Source organism: Kangiella sp. HZ709 (assembly GCF_009674675.1).
In the GTDB taxonomy this organism is placed as follows: domain Bacteria; phylum Pseudomonadota; class Gammaproteobacteria; order Enterobacterales; family Kangiellaceae; genus Kangiella.
Genome location: NZ_WKJC01000002.1, coordinates 459015 through 475563 on the forward strand (window position 1 = coordinate 459015; position 16549 = coordinate 475563).

The following is a 16549-nucleotide window of genomic DNA, read 5'->3' on the forward strand; positions in this document are numbered from 1 at the left end:
AAACTTACTAGTCGCTCTCTAACTTATCAATTTCTTCGCGGAAAGCTTGCACATCTTTGAAATCACGATAGACCGAGGCAAAACGAACATAAGCCACTTTATCCAAACCACGTAATGCAGCCATAACTTGCTCACCCACTACTTTGGCTGAAACTTCGCGTTCACCGGTTGCGCGTAAAAAAGATAAAATCTTACTTACCGCCGCCTCTAACGCCTCGACACTTACAGGGCGCTTTTCTACGGCTTTTGTTAAACCTGAACGCAACTTATCTTCATTAAAGGGTTCACGAGTACCATCAGACTTTACTACTTTAGGCATAACCAATTCCGCAGCCTCAAACGTCGTATAACGCTCCTGGCAAGACAAACACTCACGACGACGGCGAACTTGAGAACCGTCAGCTACTAACCGCGAGTCGATAACCTTAGTATCGGTGTTTGAACAAAATGGACAATGCATACTGGTTCCTAAGTTTTCTTATCTTACTTATACACTGGAAAACGCGCCGTTAATTCGAGCGCCTTTGCTTTCACCGAACTAATGACTTCTTGGTTTTCTATATCATCTAGAATGTCGCATATCCAACCAGCTAACTCTTTTGACTCAGTTTCTTTAAAGCCTCGAGTAGTCATAGCTGGTGTACCCATACGTAAACCTGAGGTTACAAACGGTGAACGAGGCTCATTCGGTACTGTATTTTTATTCACTGTAATATTAGCTGCGCCCAACGCTGCCTCAGCGTCTTTACCGGTAATATCTTTATCAATTAAATCAATCAAGAATAAATGGTTATCCGTGCCGCCTGACACGATTTTATAGCCTCTAGCCATTAAGACTTCGGTCATCGCTTTAGCATTAGCCTTAACCTGAACTTGCATCTGCTTAAACTCATCGCTTAAAGCTTCTTTAAAGGCTACCGCTTTAGCTGCGATTATGTGCATCAATGGGCCGCCTTGACCACCAGGAAATACAGCTGAATTGAGTTTCTTTTCTAAATCAGGGTTAGATTTAGCTAGAATAATCCCGCCGCGAGGACCTGCTAAAGTTTTGTGAGTAGTTGAAGTTACTACATCAGCATAAGGTACCGGGTTGGGGTATTCACCTGCGGCAATCAAACCCGATACATGCGCCATATCTACAAATAGATAAGCGCCAATTTTATCCGCAATTTCTCTGAACTTCGACCAATCAACTACTCGTGAATAAGCTGAGAAACCTGCGATGATCATTTTAGGCTTATGCTCTAACGCTAAAGCTTCAACATTATCCATGTCGATATAACCATTCTCATCGACACCATACTCAACTGAATTATAAATCTTGCCAGAAAAGTTTACTTTAGAGCCATGCGTTAAATGACCACCATCTGACAAACTCATTCCCAATACGGTATCACCGGGTTGCAATAAAGCCATGTAGACAGCACTGTTAGCTTGCGAACCTGAGTGAGGCTGTACGTTTGCATAATCTGCGCCAAACAATTCTTTGAGTCTTTCAATGGCCAACTTTTCAGCAACATCAACATACTCACAGCCGCCATAATAACGCTTATCAGGATAACCTTCAGCGTACTTGTTAGTCAGGACTGATCCTTGAGCTTGCATAACACGCATACTGGTGTAATTTTCAGATGCAATCAGTTCAATATGCTCTTCTTGACGCTTTTGCTCAGCTTCCATAGAAGCCATTAATTCAGGATCGAAGTCTTTCAGGGAAGTAGTATTGCCTAACATTAGCCAACCTCAAATAATGTTAAATAAGTTCTAAGGAAAGTGATGCCATTTTAACCGATAAGCTAAAAAAATGCGTCAATTATTATTAATTAAACTACCTTACTAAAACCACCCAAGATTATTGTCTAATTCTCTTCGACATTGCTTATATTGGCTAGCAAAAGTTAACGAGCGCTTTCCGACTTTTTCCGCAACTTTTTTTAACCAACCCTTAGCTAGGTAAGTTTTACGTTGATAGCCGCCCCACCCTTCATGGTAAGCAAAATATTGTTCCTTCGCATCCCATTTAGAAATACCCAGCTTACGATGACTAGTTGCCGTGTACCAGCCAATGAAGTCTATCGCATCATCAAAATCATCCCGGTCAGCTCCTGAATTACTGGTCGCTTTAATGTAAGTATCCCAAGTAGTATCTAAAGCCTGTGCAAAACCATAAGCCGTGGAAGGTCTCGGCCCAGGAATAAAGCCCAAATACCACTTACGAGGCGGTTTGCTATTATGAATGAACTTCGACTCTTGATGCATGATTGCCAACTGGACATGAATAGGTGTTCCCCACTTCTTCTGAGATTCAAGTGCAGCCTCATACCAATCCTCATCCGTCAAAACACTGCATAAATTATCAACATTATCTGGTTTAAAAGTTAAGCAGCCACCTAAAATAAAAGTGGTGGATATAATTGTCAAAATTTTTAACGTTTTAGAAAACAAAGTTGTAATGCCTCACATTTTTAAAATATAGTTAGCAAAATTTTAACTAATTTTTCATTCACACTTAAATAACAATGTTAAAGTATACTAATGTTTTAATCAGTAACCTACTGTATTAGATGAAAAAATTATTAATGCTAGATGATGATAAAGGCCATCTAGCAAAACTTATCAAAGAATTAGAACTCGCTGGCTGCGTCGTAGAGTACGTTAAAACTAGTCAAGACGCTGATGCATTCATTAATGCTGAGAAGCAAAAGTTGGGTTTAGTACTCGTCTCATTGAACAATGCCTTAGGCTACCCCGCTGTTCGTAAAATTGTCCGCTCTGCAGGAAAGCAAACTCAACTATGTATATACTCTGATAGCGATAGCGTCACCCTACGCGAATGGGTATATAAACAAGATATAAATAGTTTCTTTACAGCGCCGCATCAACAATCCGATCTTATAAACTTTTGTAAAAAAATAATCTTAAAAAAGAATATTCACTTCAACCATAAACAACTGGTTGAGCTTGCTAAAACACTCTCTAAATATACTGAAAAGGCACATAACCTTGTACAAGAGCACGCAGCTAATTCTAATTCCATTCAAGAGCTACAACACAAATTAGCACGCTCTTTAACTAATTATGAGCATCAAAAGAATTTTCTGACCGAAGTTCAGTAACTTAATTTACCTATAAAAAAGCCGGCAATTAAGCCGGCTTTTTAAATTTCTGATAAGAAACTAAAGATTACTCTTCAACGGCTTCTTCTTCGAAATCTTCTTCTACAACTGGACGATCAACTAACTCTACGTATGCCATTGGAGCGTTGTCACCTGGACGGTTTCCACACTTCAAAATACGTAAGTAGCCACCTGGACGCTCTTGGTAACGAGGGCCTAATTCAGCGAACAATTTTGCAACAGCAGCATTGTTACGGATACGAGCAAATGCCAAACGACGATTAGCAACAGTATCTTTTTTCGCTAAAGTGATTAGCGGCTCAGCAACCATTCTTAACTCTTTTGCTTTTGGCAAAGTAGTTTTGATTAATTCATGCTCAATTAATGACGCAGTCATATTTTTGAACATAGCCTTACGGTGTGAGCTGTTACGATTTAATTGACGACCTGATTTACGATGACGCATATTGAGTTCCTCACTCTATTTAATCTCAGCCTGCAATAGTACTGAGAAAGCTTGAATAATATTTAAACAAATCAGGCGCTATCAAAATAGCGCCTTAAACTATTGAGCGACTATCAATTATCCTTCTAGGATACTTGATGGAGGCCAATTTTCTAAACGCATGCCTAAAGATAGTCCGCGAGATGCTAAAACGTCTTTAATTTCAGTTAACGACTTCTTACCTAAATTAGGTGTTTTAAGAAGCTCAACTTCGGTGCGCTGTACTAAGTCACCAATGTAATGGATGTTCTCAGTTTTTAAGCAGTTAGCTGAACGAACCGTTAACTCTAAGTCATCAACAGGACGTAACAAGATTGGATCTACTGCTGGTTCTTCTTTTTCAGGCTCAGCTTGCTTCTCGTCTTTCAAATCAACGAAAGCAGCTAATTGCTCTTGAAGAATAGTCGCGCTACGACGAATTGCTTCTTCAGGATCGATAGTACCATTGGTTTCTAAATCCAATACTAATTTATCTAAGTTAGTACGCTGTTCAACACGTGCAGCTTCTACTGTGTATGAAACTTTTTTCATTGGACTGAAAGAAGAGTCTACGTGTAGAACACCAATTGGCTTATCTTCGCCTTCTGGTAATTTGCGAGTATTTGAAGCTTCATAACCGCGACCTAAACGAACGTTAATACGCATATTCAAAGCGCCGCCCTTGTTTAAAGTAGCGATATAATGGTCTTTATTAATGACTTCAGCACCAGTCACTTCTGCTATATCAGCAGCAGTAACAACGCCTTCACCTTTTTTCTGTAAGGTTAAAGTCGCTTCTTCTTTATCTTCAAGAAGAACAGCTAGGCCTTTCAAATTCAAAAGGATATCAATTACGTCTTCTTGTACACCCTCAATTGCAGAGTATTCATGAAGAACGCCGTCGATTTCAACTTCTGTCACAGCCGCACCTGGCATAGATGACAGTAATATACGACGAAGAGAATTACCTAAAGTGTGTCCAAAACCACGCTCAAATGGCTCCAAAATAACGCGAGCTTTAGTGCCTTCGTTAGATTCAACCTTAATCTGACGCGGAGTTAGAAATTCAGTAGCTGACATAATATCCCTCTTCTAAGGATTAAAAATTTTCGTAATTAAACGTTTTATATAACGCACAAAAGCCTGATAGTAAAAACTCTCAGGCTTTGGCGTATTAAACCTTGTAGATTACTTCGAGTAAAGTTCCACAATTAGGTTTTCATTGATGCTAGCATCAAGCTCAGAACGCTCAGGCATACGCTTGAAAGTTCCTTCCATCTTCTTAGCATCAATATCAATCCATTCTGGCATATCACGCTGTGCAGCCAATTCTAAAGCAGCAGTAATACGTGCTTGCTTTTGAGATTTTTCACGCACAGAAACAACGTCTTCAGACTTAACAACATATGAAGGAACGTTCACTGTTTTACCATTAACTAGGATTGCTTTGTGGCTTACTAGTTGACGAGCTTCGCTGCGAGTTGCAGCGTAACCCATACGGAAAACCACGTTATCTAAGCGAGATTCTAAAAGCTGTAACAAGTTACCACCTGTAGCACCTTTTAAACGATCTGCTTCTTTATAATAGTTACGGAATTGACGCTCTAATACACCGTAGATACGACGTACTTTTTGCTTTTCACGCAACTGTAAACCATAGTCAGATAAACGACCACGGCCTGCACCGTGTTGACCTGGTTTAACTTCAATTTTACACTTAGTTTCAATTGCACGTACGCCTGATTTGTGACCTAAGTCTACACCTTCACGACGCGACAATTTTAACTTTGGACCTAAATATCTAGCCATTATTAACTCCCGTTAATCTCTTGGTTATACGCGACGCTTCTTAGGCGGACGACAACCGTTGTGAGGGACTGGTGTCACGTCAGTAATGTTAGTGATCTTGAAACCTGCAGCGTTCAATGCACGCACAGCAGACTCACGACCTGGTCCAGGACCTTTAACAAATACTTCAACATTTTTCATACCCATTTCTTTAACTACTTGAGCAGCGCGATCAGACGCAACCTGTGCAGCGAAAGGAGTAGATTTACGTGAACCACGGAAGCCAGAGCCACCGGCAGTTGCCCATGAAAGAGCATTACCTTGGCGGTCTGTGATGGTGATGATGGTATTATTAAATGACGCGTGAATATGCGCCATACCGTCAACAACATGCTTTTTGACTTTCTTTTTCGTAGAACGAGGTGATTTAGCCATGTTTAATAATACCTAAATTATTTCTTAATAGGTTTGCGCGGACCTTTACGGGTACGAGCATTTGTCTTCGTACGCTGACCACGAAGTGGTAAGTTACGACGGTGACGAATGCCTCGGAAACAACCCAAGTCCATCAAACGTTTAATATTCATGTTGATTTCGCGACGCAAATCACCTTCAACGGTAAATTTGCTCACCTCGTTACGTAGATTTTCAATTTGATCTTCGCTCAAACTTTTGATCTTTGCAGTAGGTTCAACTCCTGCATCAGCACAGATTTTCTGTGCACGAGGACGACCGATACCATAGATAGCGGTCAATGCGATCTCAGCATGCTTATGTACAGGAATGTTAATACCAGCTATACGAGCCATTAACAGGTTCTCCTAAAATGTGATTAGCAAGCTTCAAAAGGGCGCGTATTCTAACGCCCTTGAACTTGAAAATCAACCAATTAAATTAACTAACCTTGACGCTGTTTATGGCGTGGGTCAGTACAGATTACACGTACCGCTCCGTGACGACGAATCACTTTGCAGTTACGGCACATTGCTTTTACAGAAGCACGAACTTTCATAAGTTACTCCAAGACGCTAGCGACCACGAACTCGACCGCCAGGGCCTTGTTTGTGGAGGTTTGCTTTCTTTAAAACTGAGTCATATTGCTGTGACATTAAGTGCGCTTGCACTTGAGCCATAAAATCGATAGCGACAACAACGATGATCAGTAGTGAAGTTCCACCGAAGTAGAACGGATAATTAAAGAACAAGATTAAGAATTCAGGTAACAAACATACGGCTGTCATGTAAAGCGCGCCCCAGAATGTTAATCGGGTTGTAACTTTATCAAGATAACCAGCAGTTTGTTGCCCAGGACGAATACCTGGAATGAACGCACCTTGTTTCTTCAAATTTTCAGCTGTATCACGTGGGTTTTGAGTCAATGCAGTATAGAAAAATGCAAAGAAGATAATACCCGCCGCATACATCAGCATATATACAGGCTTACCTGGCTGTAAGTTCTGCGACAAAGTCGTAAACCAAGTTACTTCAGCAGAACCGGTAGAGAACCAAGACAATAATGTACTTGGGAACAATACGATACTGGAAGCGAAAATTGCTGGGATAACACCCGCAGCATTGACTTTCATTGGTAAATAACTACTTTGTGCAGCGTAAACTTTATTGCCTTGTTGGCGCTTAGCGTAATTAATAGTAATACGACGCAAAGCTCTTTCTACCCAAACGATAAAGTAAACAACCGCTAAAGCAAAAACACCAAACACTAAAATTTCTAGTACATTACGAGTGCCGTCATAAGCATCGCTGAACATTTGGGCGATTGATGGCGGAAGACCCGCGACAATACCAACCAAAATAATGATTGAAATACCGTTACCAATACCACGTTCAGTAATTTGCTCGCCTAACCACATCAAGAACATTGTGCCCGTTACCAGAGTAACAATTGCCACAAAATAGAAAGAAAAATCTGGATTATCAACTAAGCCTGGAATCATAGCCGGTAACTGAGTCGACATACCGAATGCCTGTACAGTTGCTAAGATAACAGTGAAGTAGCGCGTATATTGATTAATCTTACGCTGCCCAGCTTGACCTTCTTTCTTAAGTTCTTTTAATGGCTGATGAACATAAGTCATGATTTGCATGATAATCGAGGCCGAAATATACGGCATGATACCTAATGCAAAAACAGACGCACGCTCTAAAGCACCACCTGAAAATACGTTTAATAGATCACTAATTCCTGTGCTTTGCGCTAAAAAGTCCGCTAATACCGAACCATTAACACCAGGAACCGGAATAAAAGATCCAATTCGGAATACCACAATAGCAAGAAGCACAAACAACAAACGTTGTTTGAGCTCCGATAAGCCACCGCTTTTCGCTAACTGCTGTGGATTCAAGGCCATTATTCAGCCGCCTCTTCCACTTTGCCGCCTGCCGCTTCGATAGCTGCTTTAGCACCTTTAGTCACACGGATACCGTTAGAAACAGTAACTGCGCGATCGATACTACCAGACAACATAATTTTAACGTTAAGGATTTTGTTAGTGATAAGTCCAGCTGCTTTCAAGCTCAACATATCAATTACTTCACCTTCAACTTTTGCCAATTCGCTCAAGCGAACTTCAGCCGTTACCAAAGATTTACGCGATTTGAAACCGAACTTCGGTAAGCGTTGTTTCAATGGCATTTGACCACCTTCGAAACCAATTTTCACTTTACCGCCCGAACGCGATTTTAAACCTTTGTGACCACGACCTGCAGTCTTACCATCGGTAGAACCGATACCACGACCAACACGCTTGGCTTTTTTCTTACTACCAGGAGCTGGCATTAAAGTATTTAAACGCATGTCATTACTCCTCTACAGAAACCATGTAGTAAATTTTGTTTACCATACCGCGAGTTGAAGCAGTATCTTCAACTTCTACTGTATGACCGATACGACGCAAGCCTAAGCCAGTTAAACACGCTTTATGCGCTTTTAAACGGCCAATGCTAGAACGCGTCTGCGTTACTTTCATCATTTTCTTAGCCATGGTCTTAGTCCAAAATCTCTTCTACAGTTTTACCACGCTTAGACGCCATCATTTCTGGAGAAGACATTTGCTTCAAACCATTAATAGTTGCGCGAACAATATTAATTGGGTTTGTAGAGCCTACGCTTTTCGCTAAAACGTTTTGTACGCCTAACACTTCAAATACCGCACGCATTGCACCGCCGGCAATGATACCAGTACCTTCTGATGCTGGTTGCATATATACCTTAGATGCGCCGTGACGGGCATTAATTGGGTGTTGCAATGTGTGACCGTCTTTCAAATCAACTTGAATCATGTTACGACGAGCTTGCTCCATTGCTTTTTGAATTGCAGTTGGAACTTCTTTCGACTTACCACGACCGAAACCGATTTTTCCTTTACCGTCACCAACTACTGTTAAAGCAGTGAAACCGAAAATACGACCACCTTTAACAACTTTAGCAACACGGTTTACGTTGACTAACTTCTCAACTAAACCTTCTTGATTTTCTACTTCTCTAGCCATCTGTCGTCACCTTAGAATTGTAAGCCTTTTTCACGAGCCGCATCAGCTAACGCTTGAACACGACCATGATATTTGAAACCACTACGGTCAAAAGCAACTTGCTTTACGCCCGCTTCCAAAGCACGCTCTGCTACTAGAGTGCCTACTTGCTTCGCTGCATCTACGTTGCCAGTATATTTCACGTCGCCGCGAACTGACTTTTCAACTGTAGAAGCGCTTGCAATTACAGAACCATTTTCGCCAGAAATTACTTGAGCGTAAATATGACGAGGTGTTCTGTTCACGACTAGACGGTTAGCGCCTAACTCGTGCATTTTCGCGCGGCTTTTGGTCGCACGACGAATACGTTGGATTTTCTTTTTCATATCTTAAGCCCTACTACTTCTTCTTAGCTTCTTTACGAACAATATGCTCGTCAACGTAGCGTACACCTTTACCTTTATAAGGCTCTGGTGGACGGTAAGCGCGAATCTTCGCTGCTACTTCGCCAACAACTTGCTTGTTCGCACCCTTGATCACAAGTTCAGTTTGTGAAGGCGCTTCAACTGTGATGCCTTCTGGAACGTCGTGAACCACGGGGTGTGAGAAACCGAGGGTTAAGTTAACTTTCTTACCTTGAACGTTAGCACGATAACCAACACCCACTAACTGAAGTTTCTTTTCGAAACCGTCAGTTACGCCAACAACCATGTTGTTAACTAAAGAGCGGTAAGTACCAGCCATTGCCCAATTAGTAGCAGTTTCAGACGGTGCGAAAGTAACTTCGCCATCTTCAACCTTAATTACTACGTCTTGGTGCATTTTCTGTTCAAGAGTTGATTTTGAACCTTTTACACTGATCACGCCATTGCTGATGTTTACATCAACACCTGAAGGAATAGATACAGCGCTTTTTGCTACACGTGACATCTTAAATTCCCCTTACGCTACAGTACAGATGACTTCACCACCGTGACCCGCTTTACGCGCAGCACGATCGCTCATGACACCTTTTGAGGTTGAAATAATTGAAACACCTAAACCGCCAATTACTTTTGGTAATTCGTCTACTTTCTTATAGATACGTAGACCAGGACGACTAACACGTTTCAATTCATCAATTACTGGACGACCTTGGTAGTATTTTAATTCAACCGTCATAGTCGCTTTGACTTCGTCAGAAACGCTATAACCAGAAATAAAACCTTCATCAGCCAACACTTTAGCAATTGATGCTTTTAATTTTGAAGCAGGCATGTTTACGTTTTTCTTCGCAGCAGCTTGGCCGTTACGAATACGAGTCAACATATCTGCAATAGGATCTTGCATACTCATGATCTATTCTCCCGACTACCAGCTTGCTTTAACTAAACCAGGAACGTTACCTAACATAGCTTGCTCACGTAATTTGTTACGGCATAAACCGAACTTACGTAAAACGCCATGAGGACGACCTGTTACACGACAACGGTTACGTTGACGACTTGGACTTGCATCACGTGGTAACTTTTGCAATTTAACTTGTGCTTCCCAAACCTGCTCTTCAGTAGATTCTGGATTGTTAATGATTGCTTTAAGCTCCGCACGTTTAGCTGCGAATTTCGCTACTGTTTTGGTGCGCTTTAGTTCGCGCTGAACCATAGATGTTTTAGCCATTGCGCGTTCCTTATGATTTCAATGGGAAGTTGAACGCATCTAATAAAGCACGCCCTTCTTCATTGTTAGCTGCAGTCGTAGTAATAGTAATATCCATACCACGGATTTTATCAACTTTGTCATAATCAATTTCAGGGAAAATGATCTGCTCTTTGATACCTACAGAATAGTTACCGCGACCGTCGAATGATTTAGGGTTTAAACCACGGAAGTCACGAATACGAGGAATCGCAATTGAAATAAAGCGCTCAAGGAATTCCCACATACGCTCACCACGTAGTGTTACCTTGCAACCAATTGGATAATCATCACGAATTTTAAAACCAGCAACAGATTTGCGAGCTTTAGTGATAATTGGTTTTTGGCCTGATATTGCGGTCATGTCATTGACTGCGTGTTCCAGTATTTTCTTGTCCGCAATAGCTTCACCGAGACCCATGTTTAATGTGATCTTGGTAATGCGTGGGACTTGCATAACTGACTTGAAAGCAAACTTCTCTTGAAGCTCACTTACTACAGTCTCTTTATAAAAGTTGTGCAGTTTCGCCATTTTTAAATTACCTATTTAAAATAAACTAAAGGCAGAGCGATTAAATCGCGCCGCCAGTTTTCTTAAAGAAGCGTTCTTTTGTCTCTGGGTTGATACCAACGCGATCAGCCTTACCCGTTTCTGGGTTATAGATGGCAACGTTAGATGAATCCAAAGCAGCTTCTTTTTCTACGATACCACCTTCAGTAGGCATACCGTCAGCACCTTGACTTGGTTTAGTATGTTTCTTTACCAAGTTGATGCCTGAAACAATCACGCGGCCGTTAGGCAATACACGGTTTACAGTTCCGCGCTTACCTTTATCTTTGCCTGCGATTACGATGACTTCGTCGTCTTTCTTAATCTTTTGCATGATCTTATCTCTCTTACAAAACTTCAGGTGCAAGTGATACGATCTTCATGAACTTGTCACCACGTAATTCACGTGTTACAGGTCCAAAAATACGAGTACCGATTGGTTGCAAGTTACTGTTCAACATAACAGCCGCATTGCCGTCAAACTTGATCAAAGATCCGTCTGGACGACGTACGCCTTTACGAGTACGAACAACAACTGCGTTCAACACATCACCTTTTTTAACTTTACCGCGTGGAATCGCTTCTTTTACGCTCACCTTGATAACGTCACCAACGTTAGCATAACGGCGATGCGAACCACCCAGCACTTTAATACACATTACTCGACGGGCGCCTGAGTTATCGGCTACGTCTAGCATTGACTGCATCTGGATCATGGTTTTCTCCGCTTAAACCCGCGCTAAAATGGCGCGAGAGTATACCATTAAATTTCTAAAATTCCTAACCCCAAGAAAAACTTTCTTTCTCAGGGTTAACCGATGTTGCTAATTAGTTAGCCTTTGTAACAATCTCAACCAATTTAAAAGACTTGGTTTTTGAAAGTGGACGGCACTCAACTACCTTAACTACATCACCCATGTTGCACTCATTGGCTTCATCGTGTGCGTGGATCTTAGAAGAACGTTTCATGAATTTTCCGTATAAAGGATGCTTCACTTGACGCTCGATAAGAACCGTAATGGACTTATCCATCTTGTCACTAACGACCTTGCCTTGTAATGTGCGTTGAATTGATTCAGTGCTCATTATGAACCCGCCTTTTCGTTGATGATGGTTTTAACACGAGCGATGTCACGACGAATCACACGAATTTCATGAGTCGTTTCCATCTGGCCCGTAGCCTTTTCCATACGCTTTTTGAACTGTTCTTGTAACAACTCGATAAGTTGTACATTAAGCTCTTCAACGCTTTTTTCTCTCAAATCTACAGCTTTCATTACATCACCGTACGTTTAACGAAAGTAGTTTTGAAAGGTAACTTAGCTGCTGCTAAAGCAAAAGCTTCACGCGCTAAACCTTCATCAATACCTTCTACTTCATATAACATGCGACCAGGTTGAATCTGCGCTACCCAATATTCAACAGAACCTTTACCTTTACCCATACGAACTTCTAATGGCTTCTTAGTAATTGGTTTGTCAGGGAATACACGGATGTAAACTTTACCTTGACGCTTCATGTGACGAGTCATGGCACGACGAGCAGCTTCGATTTGACGAGCTGTCATACGACCACGGCCTGTTGCTTTTAATCCGAACTCACCAAAGCTTACGTTCATGGTTTGAGAACCACGGTTACGAAGCTTATGTTGCTTACGGAATTTAGTTCTTTTAGGTAATAACATTATTCGCTACCCCTACTTCTTAGCTCGTGGTGCAGCTTTTCTGCGGCGTGGTTTGCGCTCTTCTTTAGGTTCAACAATTTCTTGACCTGGAAGAACTTCGCCTTTGAAAATCCACACTTTAATACCGATGATGCCGTAAGTAGTCAATGCTTCACAGTGTGCATAGTCTATGTTCGCACGAAGTGTGTGCAAAGGTACACGACCTTCACGATACCACTCTGAACGAGCAATCTCAGCACCGCCAAGACGACCGCTTACTTGAATCTTGATACCTTCAGCGCCAGCACGCATTGCATTTTGTACCGCACGCTTCATAGCACGACGGAACATAATACGACGCTCTAATTGCTGAGCTACGTTATCACCAACCAATTTAGCATCTAGTTCTGGTTTACGAATTTGCTCAACAGAAACTTGAGCAGGTACGCCAGCCATAGTGCTAACTTTAGCGCGTAATTTTTCAATATCTTCACCTTTCTTACCGATAACGATACCTGGACGAGCTGTGTGAATAGTCACACGGATCGCCTTAGCAGGACGCTCGATGTCGATACGAGATACTGAAGCGCTTTTTAATTCATTTACCAACCAGTTACGGATTTTGATATCACCTTCAAGGTTATCCGCATATTCTCCGCGCTCGGCATACCATGTAGCTGTATGCTTCTTAACGATACCTAAGCGGATACCATTAGGATGTACTTTTTGACCCATACTATCTCTCCTAGTTATCCGATACTTTTACAGTAACGTGGCTTGATCTTTTCAAGATACGGTCGCCACGACCTTTAGCGCGCGGACGCATACGCTTAGCGGTAGCTGCTTCGTCAACGAAAATAGTCGAAACTTTTAATTCGTCAATGTCAGCGCCTTCGTTATGCTCAGCGTTTGCAATCGCAGACTCAAGAACTTTCTTGATGAGTACAGCCGCTTTCTTTGGGCTGAACTCAAGAAGGTTCAATGCTCTTTCTACTGGTAAGCCGCGAATTTGATCAGCTACAAGACGCATTTTCTGTGCTGAGATGCTAGCGTTACGCAATTTTGCTGCTACTTCCATCTTTCACTCCTCGCCTTATCGCTTCTTAGCTTTTTTATCAACATCATGGCCATAGTAAGTACGAGTTAATACAAACTCACCTAACTTGTGACCTACCATGTCTTCTGATACGAAAACTGGTACGTGTTGACGACCATTGTGAACGGCAATCGTCAAACCAACCATTTCTGGAAAAACGGTAGAACGACGAGACCATGTTTTAATTGGCTTTTTAGAGCCAGAGGCCGCAGCTTCCTCAACCTTCTTCAACAAGTGAAGGTCAATGAAAGGGCCTTTCTTTAATGAACGTGCCACTATGCTGTCCTCTATTTCTTGTTACGACGACGGACAATAAACTTGTCAGTACGCTTGTTTTTACGGGTTTTCTTACCTTTAGTAGGCGTGCCCCATGGAGATACAGGGTGACGACCACCAGAAGTACGACCTTCACCACCACCATGCGGGTGATCAACTGGGTTCATCGCTACACCACGAACCGTAGGACGAACACCGCGCCATCTAGTGGCACCGGCTTTACCTAGGCTACGAAGCATATGCTCAGAGTTACCTACTTCACCGATAGTCGCACGACCTTCGGCTAAAACTTTACGCATTTCGCCTGAACGTAAACGTAAAGTTACATAAGCACCATCACGCGCCACTAACTGAGCGTAAGCACCAGCAGAACGTGCCATTTGTGCACCTTTGCCTGGTTTCAACTCGATGTTGTGAATAACAGTACCCGTTGGGATATTGCGCATTGGTAAAGTGTTACCCGCTTTAATCGGCGCTGCATCACCAGAAATAATCTGAGCACCAGTCTTAAGACCTTTAGGTGCAATGATGTAACGACGCTCACCGTCTGCATAGCAAACTAATGCGATGTGTGCTGAACGATTTGGATCATATTCCAAACGCTCAACCGTCGCAGGGATAGCATCTTTATTACGCTTGAAGTCGATAACACGGTAGTGTTGCTTATGACCACCACCAACGTGACGTACTGTAATACGACCGTTGTTGTTACGACCACCATTTCTTGATTTCTTCTCTAACAAAGCCGCGTGAGGTTTGCCTTTGTGCAAGTCTTCGTTTACAACTTTAACAACGAAACGACGACCCGGAGAAGTTGGTTTAGCTTTTATAACTGCCATAACTAGTCTCCTTATTCCGCCACAAAGTCAAGATCTTGACCAGGCTTCAATGAAACGTAAGCTTTTTTCCAGTCGGCACGTTTACCTTGTACCATTCCGAAGCGCTTAGTTTTACCTTTTACGTTTAAAGTACGAATTGAATCGACTTCAACTTCGAATAACGTTTCCACAGCTTTCTTGATTTCACGCTTAGTCGCATCAACCGCCACTTTGAAAACAAACTGATTGTCTGTTTCAGCTAAAATCGTTGCTTTTTCAGAAACGTGAGGTGCCTTTAGGACTTTTAAGATTCTTTCTTGATTCATCCTAATTTCTCCTCGATTTTCTTAATCGCAGCAACTGTCATAACAACCTTGTCAAAACCGATTAGGCTAACTGGGTCGATACCGTCAACGTCACGAACGTCAACTTTATGCAAGTTGCGAGAAGCTAAGAATAAGTTTTCGTTTACTGAATCAGTAACGATCAAAGCTTCTTTTGCGTTTAAATCTTTAAGCTTAGCGACTAGCTCTTTAGTCTTAGGAGCGTCAACGCTAAACTCTTCTACTACAATCAAACGCTCTTGACGAACTAATTCGCTCAAGATGCTTTGGATTGCACCGCGATACATTTTCTTGTTCACTTTTTGCGTGTAGTCTTGAGGTTGTGCAGCAAAAGTCACACCACCTTTACGCCATAATGGAGAACGAATAGTACCGGCACGAGCACGACCAGAACCTTTCTGTTTCCATGGCTTCTTACCACCACCGCTTACAGCGCTACGGTTTTTCTGAGCACGAGTACCCGCGCGAGCAGCTGCCATATATGCAACAACTACTTGGTGTACTAACGGTTCGTTAAATTCACGACCGAAAGCAACTTCAGAAACTTCAAGTGCACCGCCAGTTGTTAAACTAATTTCCATAGTCAAACTCCTTAGGCTTAAGCTTTCTCAGCAGGACGAACAATTACGTCACCGCCGGTAGCGCCAGGTACGGCACCTTTGATTAATAACAAATTGCGTTCCGCATCAACACGTACAACTTCTAGAGTTTGTACTGTTACGCGTTCCGCACCCATGTGGCCAGACATTTTCTTACCTTTGAATACGCGGCCAGGCGTTTGGTTTTGACCAATCGAACCTGGAGCACGGTGAGAAACCGAGTTACCGTGAGTAGAATCTTGCCCACGGAAATTCCAACGTTTGATTGCGCCAGCGAAACCTTTACCTTTTGAAGTACCGGTTACGTCAACTTTTTGGCCAGCTTCAAAAGTTTCGACATTAATAGTGCCGCCAACTTCAAAACCTTCTAGTGTATCTACACGAAACTCCCACAAACCACGTCCAGCTTCCACGCCTGCTTTCTTAAAGTGGCCTGCTTCTGCTTTAGTGATACGGTTTGCTTTACGGGTACCGGTAGTTACTTGAACCGCTTCGTAACCGTCTACTTCAGTTGTTTTCAACTGAGCGATACGGTTCGGATCGGCTTCTACTACGGTCACGGGAATAGAAACGCCGTCTTCAGTGAAGACACGAGTCATACCACGCTTTATACCTACAATTCCGATAGCCATGTTTTAACCTCTATAAAATG

The 16549-nt window shown here is 42.2% G+C and carries 31 protein-coding genes; 1 reads left to right on the top strand and 30 read right to left on the bottom strand.

All coding sequences use genetic code 11. The features are described 5' to 3' along the window. Nucleotides 1-7: 7 nt before the first annotated feature. The 3 genes from nrdR to GJS41_RS11040 all read right to left on the bottom strand — a co-directional run bounded on the left by nrdR (nt 8) and on the right by GJS41_RS11040 (nt 2421). Nucleotides 8-460, bottom strand: coding sequence for a transcriptional regulator NrdR (gene nrdR, locus GJS41_RS11030; RefSeq protein ID WP_154247407.1), 453 nt, complete (start codon nt 458-460; stop codon nt 8-10). 23 nt (nt 461-483) lie between these two features. Next, nucleotides 484-1734, bottom strand: coding sequence for a serine hydroxymethyltransferase (gene glyA / locus GJS41_RS11035; RefSeq protein ID WP_154247408.1), 1251 nt, complete (start codon nt 1732-1734; stop codon nt 484-486). Between the two features lie 102 nt (nt 1735-1836). Beyond that, nucleotides 1837-2421: a hypothetical protein gene (locus tag GJS41_RS11040; protein ID WP_154247409.1), complete on the bottom strand. Its 585-nt coding sequence runs from the start codon at nt 2419-2421 to the stop codon at nt 1837-1839. A gap of 143 nt (nt 2422-2564) precedes the next feature. Between GJS41_RS11040 and GJS41_RS11045 the strand changes: the two genes are divergently transcribed. Next, entirely contained in the window at nt 2565-3116 is a 552-nt protein-coding gene (locus GJS41_RS11045; RefSeq protein ID WP_154247410.1) for a response regulator, read from the top strand. Nucleotides 3117-3183: 67 nt separating this feature from the next. On the opposite strand, the gene rplQ is transcribed toward GJS41_RS11045, so the two are convergent. The 27 genes from rplQ to rplC form a co-directional block, all read right to left on the bottom strand. Then, nucleotides 3184-3582 carry a 50S ribosomal protein L17 gene (rplQ, locus tag GJS41_RS11050; protein WP_154247411.1) on the bottom strand — a complete coding sequence of 133 codons (399 nt, stop codon included), beginning with the start codon at nt 3580-3582 and terminating at the stop codon, nt 3184-3186. A gap of 117 nt (nt 3583-3699) precedes the next feature. Next, nucleotides 3700-4680, bottom strand: a complete 981-nt coding sequence (gene rpoA / locus GJS41_RS11055; RefSeq protein ID WP_154247412.1) for a DNA-directed RNA polymerase subunit alpha — start codon at nt 4678-4680, stop codon at nt 3700-3702. 108 nt (nt 4681-4788) lie between these two features. Next, complete coding sequence (gene rpsD, locus GJS41_RS11060; RefSeq protein ID WP_154247413.1) at nt 4789-5409, bottom strand: 30S ribosomal protein S4; 621 nt, start codon at nt 5407-5409, stop codon at nt 4789-4791. Nucleotides 5410-5433: 24 nt separating this feature from the next. Beyond that, the gene (gene rpsK, locus GJS41_RS11065; RefSeq protein WP_154247414.1) at nt 5434-5823 is read right to left on the bottom strand and encodes a 30S ribosomal protein S11; all 390 of its coding nucleotides are present in this window, start codon (nt 5821-5823) and stop codon (nt 5434-5436) included. A gap of 17 nt (nt 5824-5840) precedes the next feature. Then, nucleotides 5841-6197, bottom strand: coding sequence for a 30S ribosomal protein S13 (gene rpsM, locus GJS41_RS11070; RefSeq protein ID WP_154247415.1), 357 nt, complete (start codon nt 6195-6197; stop codon nt 5841-5843). An 89-nt stretch (nt 6198-6286) separates the two neighbouring features. Continuing rightward, on the bottom strand, nt 6287-6400 hold the full coding sequence (rpmJ, locus tag GJS41_RS11075) for a 50S ribosomal protein L36 (RefSeq protein ID WP_154247416.1): 114 nt from the start codon (nt 6398-6400) through the stop codon (nt 6287-6289). A 16-nt stretch (nt 6401-6416) separates the two neighbouring features. Further along, nucleotides 6417-7757: a preprotein translocase subunit SecY gene (gene secY / locus GJS41_RS11080; protein ID WP_154247417.1), complete on the bottom strand. Its 1341-nt coding sequence runs from the start codon at nt 7755-7757 to the stop codon at nt 6417-6419. Then, nucleotides 7757-8203: a 50S ribosomal protein L15 gene (gene rplO, locus GJS41_RS11085; protein ID WP_154247418.1), complete on the bottom strand. Its 447-nt coding sequence runs from the start codon at nt 8201-8203 to the stop codon at nt 7757-7759. Before rplO ends, secY begins: the two co-directional genes overlap by 1 nt. A gap of 4 nt (nt 8204-8207) precedes the next feature. Further along, nucleotides 8208-8390: a 50S ribosomal protein L30 gene (rpmD, locus tag GJS41_RS11090; RefSeq protein WP_154247419.1), complete on the bottom strand. Its 183-nt coding sequence runs from the start codon at nt 8388-8390 to the stop codon at nt 8208-8210. Nucleotides 8391-8394: 4 nt separating this feature from the next. Further along, complete coding sequence (gene rpsE, locus GJS41_RS11095; protein ID WP_154247420.1) at nt 8395-8898, bottom strand: 30S ribosomal protein S5; 504 nt, start codon at nt 8896-8898, stop codon at nt 8395-8397. 11 nt (nt 8899-8909) lie between these two features. Further along, complete coding sequence (rplR, locus tag GJS41_RS11100; protein ID WP_154247421.1) at nt 8910-9263, bottom strand: 50S ribosomal protein L18; 354 nt, start codon at nt 9261-9263, stop codon at nt 8910-8912. A gap of 13 nt (nt 9264-9276) precedes the next feature. Next, complete coding sequence (rplF, locus tag GJS41_RS11105; RefSeq protein WP_154247422.1) at nt 9277-9807, bottom strand: 50S ribosomal protein L6; 531 nt, start codon at nt 9805-9807, stop codon at nt 9277-9279. A gap of 12 nt (nt 9808-9819) precedes the next feature. Next, on the bottom strand, nt 9820-10212 hold the full coding sequence (gene rpsH / locus GJS41_RS11110) for a 30S ribosomal protein S8 (RefSeq protein ID WP_154247423.1): 393 nt from the start codon (nt 10210-10212) through the stop codon (nt 9820-9822). Between the two features lie 15 nt (nt 10213-10227). Beyond that, nucleotides 10228-10533, bottom strand: a complete 306-nt coding sequence (rpsN, locus tag GJS41_RS11115) for a 30S ribosomal protein S14 (protein ID WP_154247424.1) — start codon at nt 10531-10533, stop codon at nt 10228-10230. A 10-nt stretch (nt 10534-10543) separates the two neighbouring features. Next, complete coding sequence (rplE, locus tag GJS41_RS11120; protein ID WP_154247425.1) at nt 10544-11083, bottom strand: 50S ribosomal protein L5; 540 nt, start codon at nt 11081-11083, stop codon at nt 10544-10546. A 40-nt stretch (nt 11084-11123) separates the two neighbouring features. Continuing rightward, nucleotides 11124-11435 (bottom strand): 50S ribosomal protein L24, encoded by a 312-nt coding sequence (gene rplX, locus GJS41_RS11125; RefSeq protein ID WP_154247426.1) that lies wholly within the window; start codon nt 11433-11435, stop codon nt 11124-11126. Between the two features lie 13 nt (nt 11436-11448). Further along, the gene (gene rplN, locus GJS41_RS11130; protein WP_154247427.1) at nt 11449-11817 is read right to left on the bottom strand and encodes a 50S ribosomal protein L14; all 369 of its coding nucleotides are present in this window, start codon (nt 11815-11817) and stop codon (nt 11449-11451) included. Between the two features lie 112 nt (nt 11818-11929). Next, nucleotides 11930-12187 carry a 30S ribosomal protein S17 gene (rpsQ, locus tag GJS41_RS11135; protein ID WP_154247428.1) on the bottom strand — a complete coding sequence of 86 codons (258 nt, stop codon included), beginning with the start codon at nt 12185-12187 and terminating at the stop codon, nt 11930-11932. Further along, nucleotides 12187-12378: a 50S ribosomal protein L29 gene (rpmC, locus tag GJS41_RS11140; RefSeq protein WP_154247429.1), complete on the bottom strand. Its 192-nt coding sequence runs from the start codon at nt 12376-12378 to the stop codon at nt 12187-12189. Before rpmC ends, rpsQ begins: the two co-directional genes overlap by 1 nt. Beyond that, the gene (gene rplP, locus GJS41_RS11145; protein ID WP_154247430.1) at nt 12378-12785 is read right to left on the bottom strand and encodes a 50S ribosomal protein L16; all 408 of its coding nucleotides are present in this window, start codon (nt 12783-12785) and stop codon (nt 12378-12380) included. The genes rpmC and rplP overlap by 1 nt, the downstream gene beginning before the upstream one ends. A gap of 12 nt (nt 12786-12797) precedes the next feature. After that, nucleotides 12798-13499: a 30S ribosomal protein S3 gene (rpsC, locus tag GJS41_RS11150; RefSeq protein WP_154247431.1), complete on the bottom strand. Its 702-nt coding sequence runs from the start codon at nt 13497-13499 to the stop codon at nt 12798-12800. 10 nt (nt 13500-13509) lie between these two features. Continuing rightward, nucleotides 13510-13842, bottom strand: a complete 333-nt coding sequence (gene rplV / locus GJS41_RS11155; protein ID WP_154247432.1) for a 50S ribosomal protein L22 — start codon at nt 13840-13842, stop codon at nt 13510-13512. Nucleotides 13843-13857: 15 nt separating this feature from the next. After that, nucleotides 13858-14136, bottom strand: coding sequence for a 30S ribosomal protein S19 (rpsS, locus tag GJS41_RS11160; protein ID WP_251359005.1), 279 nt, complete (start codon nt 14134-14136; stop codon nt 13858-13860). A gap of 11 nt (nt 14137-14147) precedes the next feature. Next, nucleotides 14148-14975 (bottom strand): 50S ribosomal protein L2, encoded by an 828-nt coding sequence (rplB, locus tag GJS41_RS11165; protein ID WP_154247433.1) that lies wholly within the window; start codon nt 14973-14975, stop codon nt 14148-14150. Between the two features lie 11 nt (nt 14976-14986). Beyond that, the gene (gene rplW / locus GJS41_RS11170) at nt 14987-15280 is read right to left on the bottom strand and encodes a 50S ribosomal protein L23 (RefSeq protein WP_154247434.1); all 294 of its coding nucleotides are present in this window, start codon (nt 15278-15280) and stop codon (nt 14987-14989) included. Then, entirely contained in the window at nt 15277-15879 is a 603-nt protein-coding gene (gene rplD, locus GJS41_RS11175; protein WP_154247435.1) for a 50S ribosomal protein L4, read from the bottom strand. The genes rplW and rplD overlap by 4 nt, the downstream gene beginning before the upstream one ends. 17 nt (nt 15880-15896) lie before the next feature. Continuing rightward, entirely contained in the window at nt 15897-16529 is a 633-nt protein-coding gene (rplC, locus tag GJS41_RS11180; RefSeq protein WP_154247436.1) for a 50S ribosomal protein L3, read from the bottom strand. Nucleotides 16530-16549: the final 20 nt, after the last annotated feature.

Bases quoted from the DNA above. Each gene is read 5' to 3' on its own strand.
- nrdR (WP_154247407.1), bottom strand. From the start codon at position 460: ATGCATTGTCCATTTTGTTCAAACACCGATACTAAGGTTATCGACTCG.
- glyA (WP_154247408.1), bottom strand. From the start codon at position 1,734: ATGTTAGGCAATACTACTTCCCTGAAAGACTTCGATCCTGAATTAATG.
- GJS41_RS11045 (WP_154247410.1), top strand. From the start codon at position 2,565: ATGAAAAAATTATTAATGCTAGATGATGATAAAGGCCATCTAGCAAAA.
- rplQ (WP_154247411.1), bottom strand. From the start codon at position 3,582: ATGCGTCATCGTAAATCAGGTCGTCAATTAAATCGTAACAGCTCACAC.
- rpoA (WP_154247412.1), bottom strand. From the start codon at position 4,680: ATGTCAGCTACTGAATTTCTAACTCCGCGTCAGATTAAGGTTGAATCT.
- rpsD (WP_154247413.1), bottom strand. From the start codon at position 5,409: ATGGCTAGATATTTAGGTCCAAAGTTAAAATTGTCGCGTCGTGAAGGT.
- rpsK (WP_154247414.1), bottom strand. From the start codon at position 5,823: ATGGCTAAATCACCTCGTTCTACGAAAAAGAAAGTCAAAAAGCATGTT.
- rpsM (WP_154247415.1), bottom strand. From the start codon at position 6,197: ATGGCTCGTATAGCTGGTATTAACATTCCTGTACATAAGCATGCTGAG.
- rpmJ (WP_154247416.1), bottom strand. From the start codon at position 6,400: ATGAAAGTTCGTGCTTCTGTAAAAGCAATGTGCCGTAACTGCAAAGTG.
- secY (WP_154247417.1), bottom strand. From the start codon at position 7,757: ATGGCCTTGAATCCACAGCAGTTAGCGAAAAGCGGTGGCTTATCGGAG.
- rplO (WP_154247418.1), bottom strand. From the start codon at position 8,203: ATGCGTTTAAATACTTTAATGCCAGCTCCTGGTAGTAAGAAAAAAGCC.
- rpmD (WP_154247419.1), bottom strand. From the start codon at position 8,390: ATGGCTAAGAAAATGATGAAAGTAACGCAGACGCGTTCTAGCATTGGC.
- rpsE (WP_154247420.1), bottom strand. From the start codon at position 8,898: ATGGCTAGAGAAGTAGAAAATCAAGAAGGTTTAGTTGAGAAGTTAGTC.
- rplR (WP_154247421.1), bottom strand. From the start codon at position 9,263: ATGAAAAAGAAAATCCAACGTATTCGTCGTGCGACCAAAAGCCGCGCG.
- rplF (WP_154247422.1), bottom strand. From the start codon at position 9,807: ATGTCACGTGTAGCAAAAAGCGCTGTATCTATTCCTTCAGGTGTTGAT.
- rpsH (WP_154247423.1), bottom strand. From the start codon at position 10,212: ATGAGTATGCAAGATCCTATTGCAGATATGTTGACTCGTATTCGTAAC.
- rpsN (WP_154247424.1), bottom strand. From the start codon at position 10,533: ATGGCTAAAACATCTATGGTTCAGCGCGAACTAAAGCGCACCAAAACA.
- rplE (WP_154247425.1), bottom strand. From the start codon at position 11,083: ATGGCGAAACTGCACAACTTTTATAAAGAGACTGTAGTAAGTGAGCTT.
- rplX (WP_154247426.1), bottom strand. From the start codon at position 11,435: ATGCAAAAGATTAAGAAAGACGACGAAGTCATCGTAATCGCAGGCAAA.
- rplN (WP_154247427.1), bottom strand. From the start codon at position 11,817: ATGATCCAGATGCAGTCAATGCTAGACGTAGCCGATAACTCAGGCGCC.
- rpsQ (WP_154247428.1), bottom strand. From the start codon at position 12,187: ATGAGCACTGAATCAATTCAACGCACATTACAAGGCAAGGTCGTTAGT.
- rpmC (WP_154247429.1), bottom strand. From the start codon at position 12,378: ATGAAAGCTGTAGATTTGAGAGAAAAAAGCGTTGAAGAGCTTAATGTA.
- rplP (WP_154247430.1), bottom strand. From the start codon at position 12,785: ATGTTATTACCTAAAAGAACTAAATTCCGTAAGCAACATAAGCTTCGT.
- rpsC (WP_154247431.1), bottom strand. From the start codon at position 13,499: ATGGGTCAAAAAGTACATCCTAATGGTATCCGCTTAGGTATCGTTAAG.
- rplV (WP_154247432.1), bottom strand. From the start codon at position 13,842: ATGGAAGTAGCAGCAAAATTGCGTAACGCTAGCATCTCAGCACAGAAA.
- rplB (WP_154247433.1), bottom strand. From the start codon at position 14,975: ATGGCAGTTATAAAAGCTAAACCAACTTCTCCGGGTCGTCGTTTCGTT.
- rplW (WP_154247434.1), bottom strand. From the start codon at position 15,280: ATGAATCAAGAAAGAATCTTAAAAGTCCTAAAGGCACCTCACGTTTCT.
- rplD (WP_154247435.1), bottom strand. From the start codon at position 15,879: ATGGAAATTAGTTTAACAACTGGCGGTGCACTTGAAGTTTCTGAAGTT.
- rplC (WP_154247436.1), bottom strand. From the start codon at position 16,529: ATGGCTATCGGAATTGTAGGTATAAAGCGTGGTATGACTCGTGTCTTC.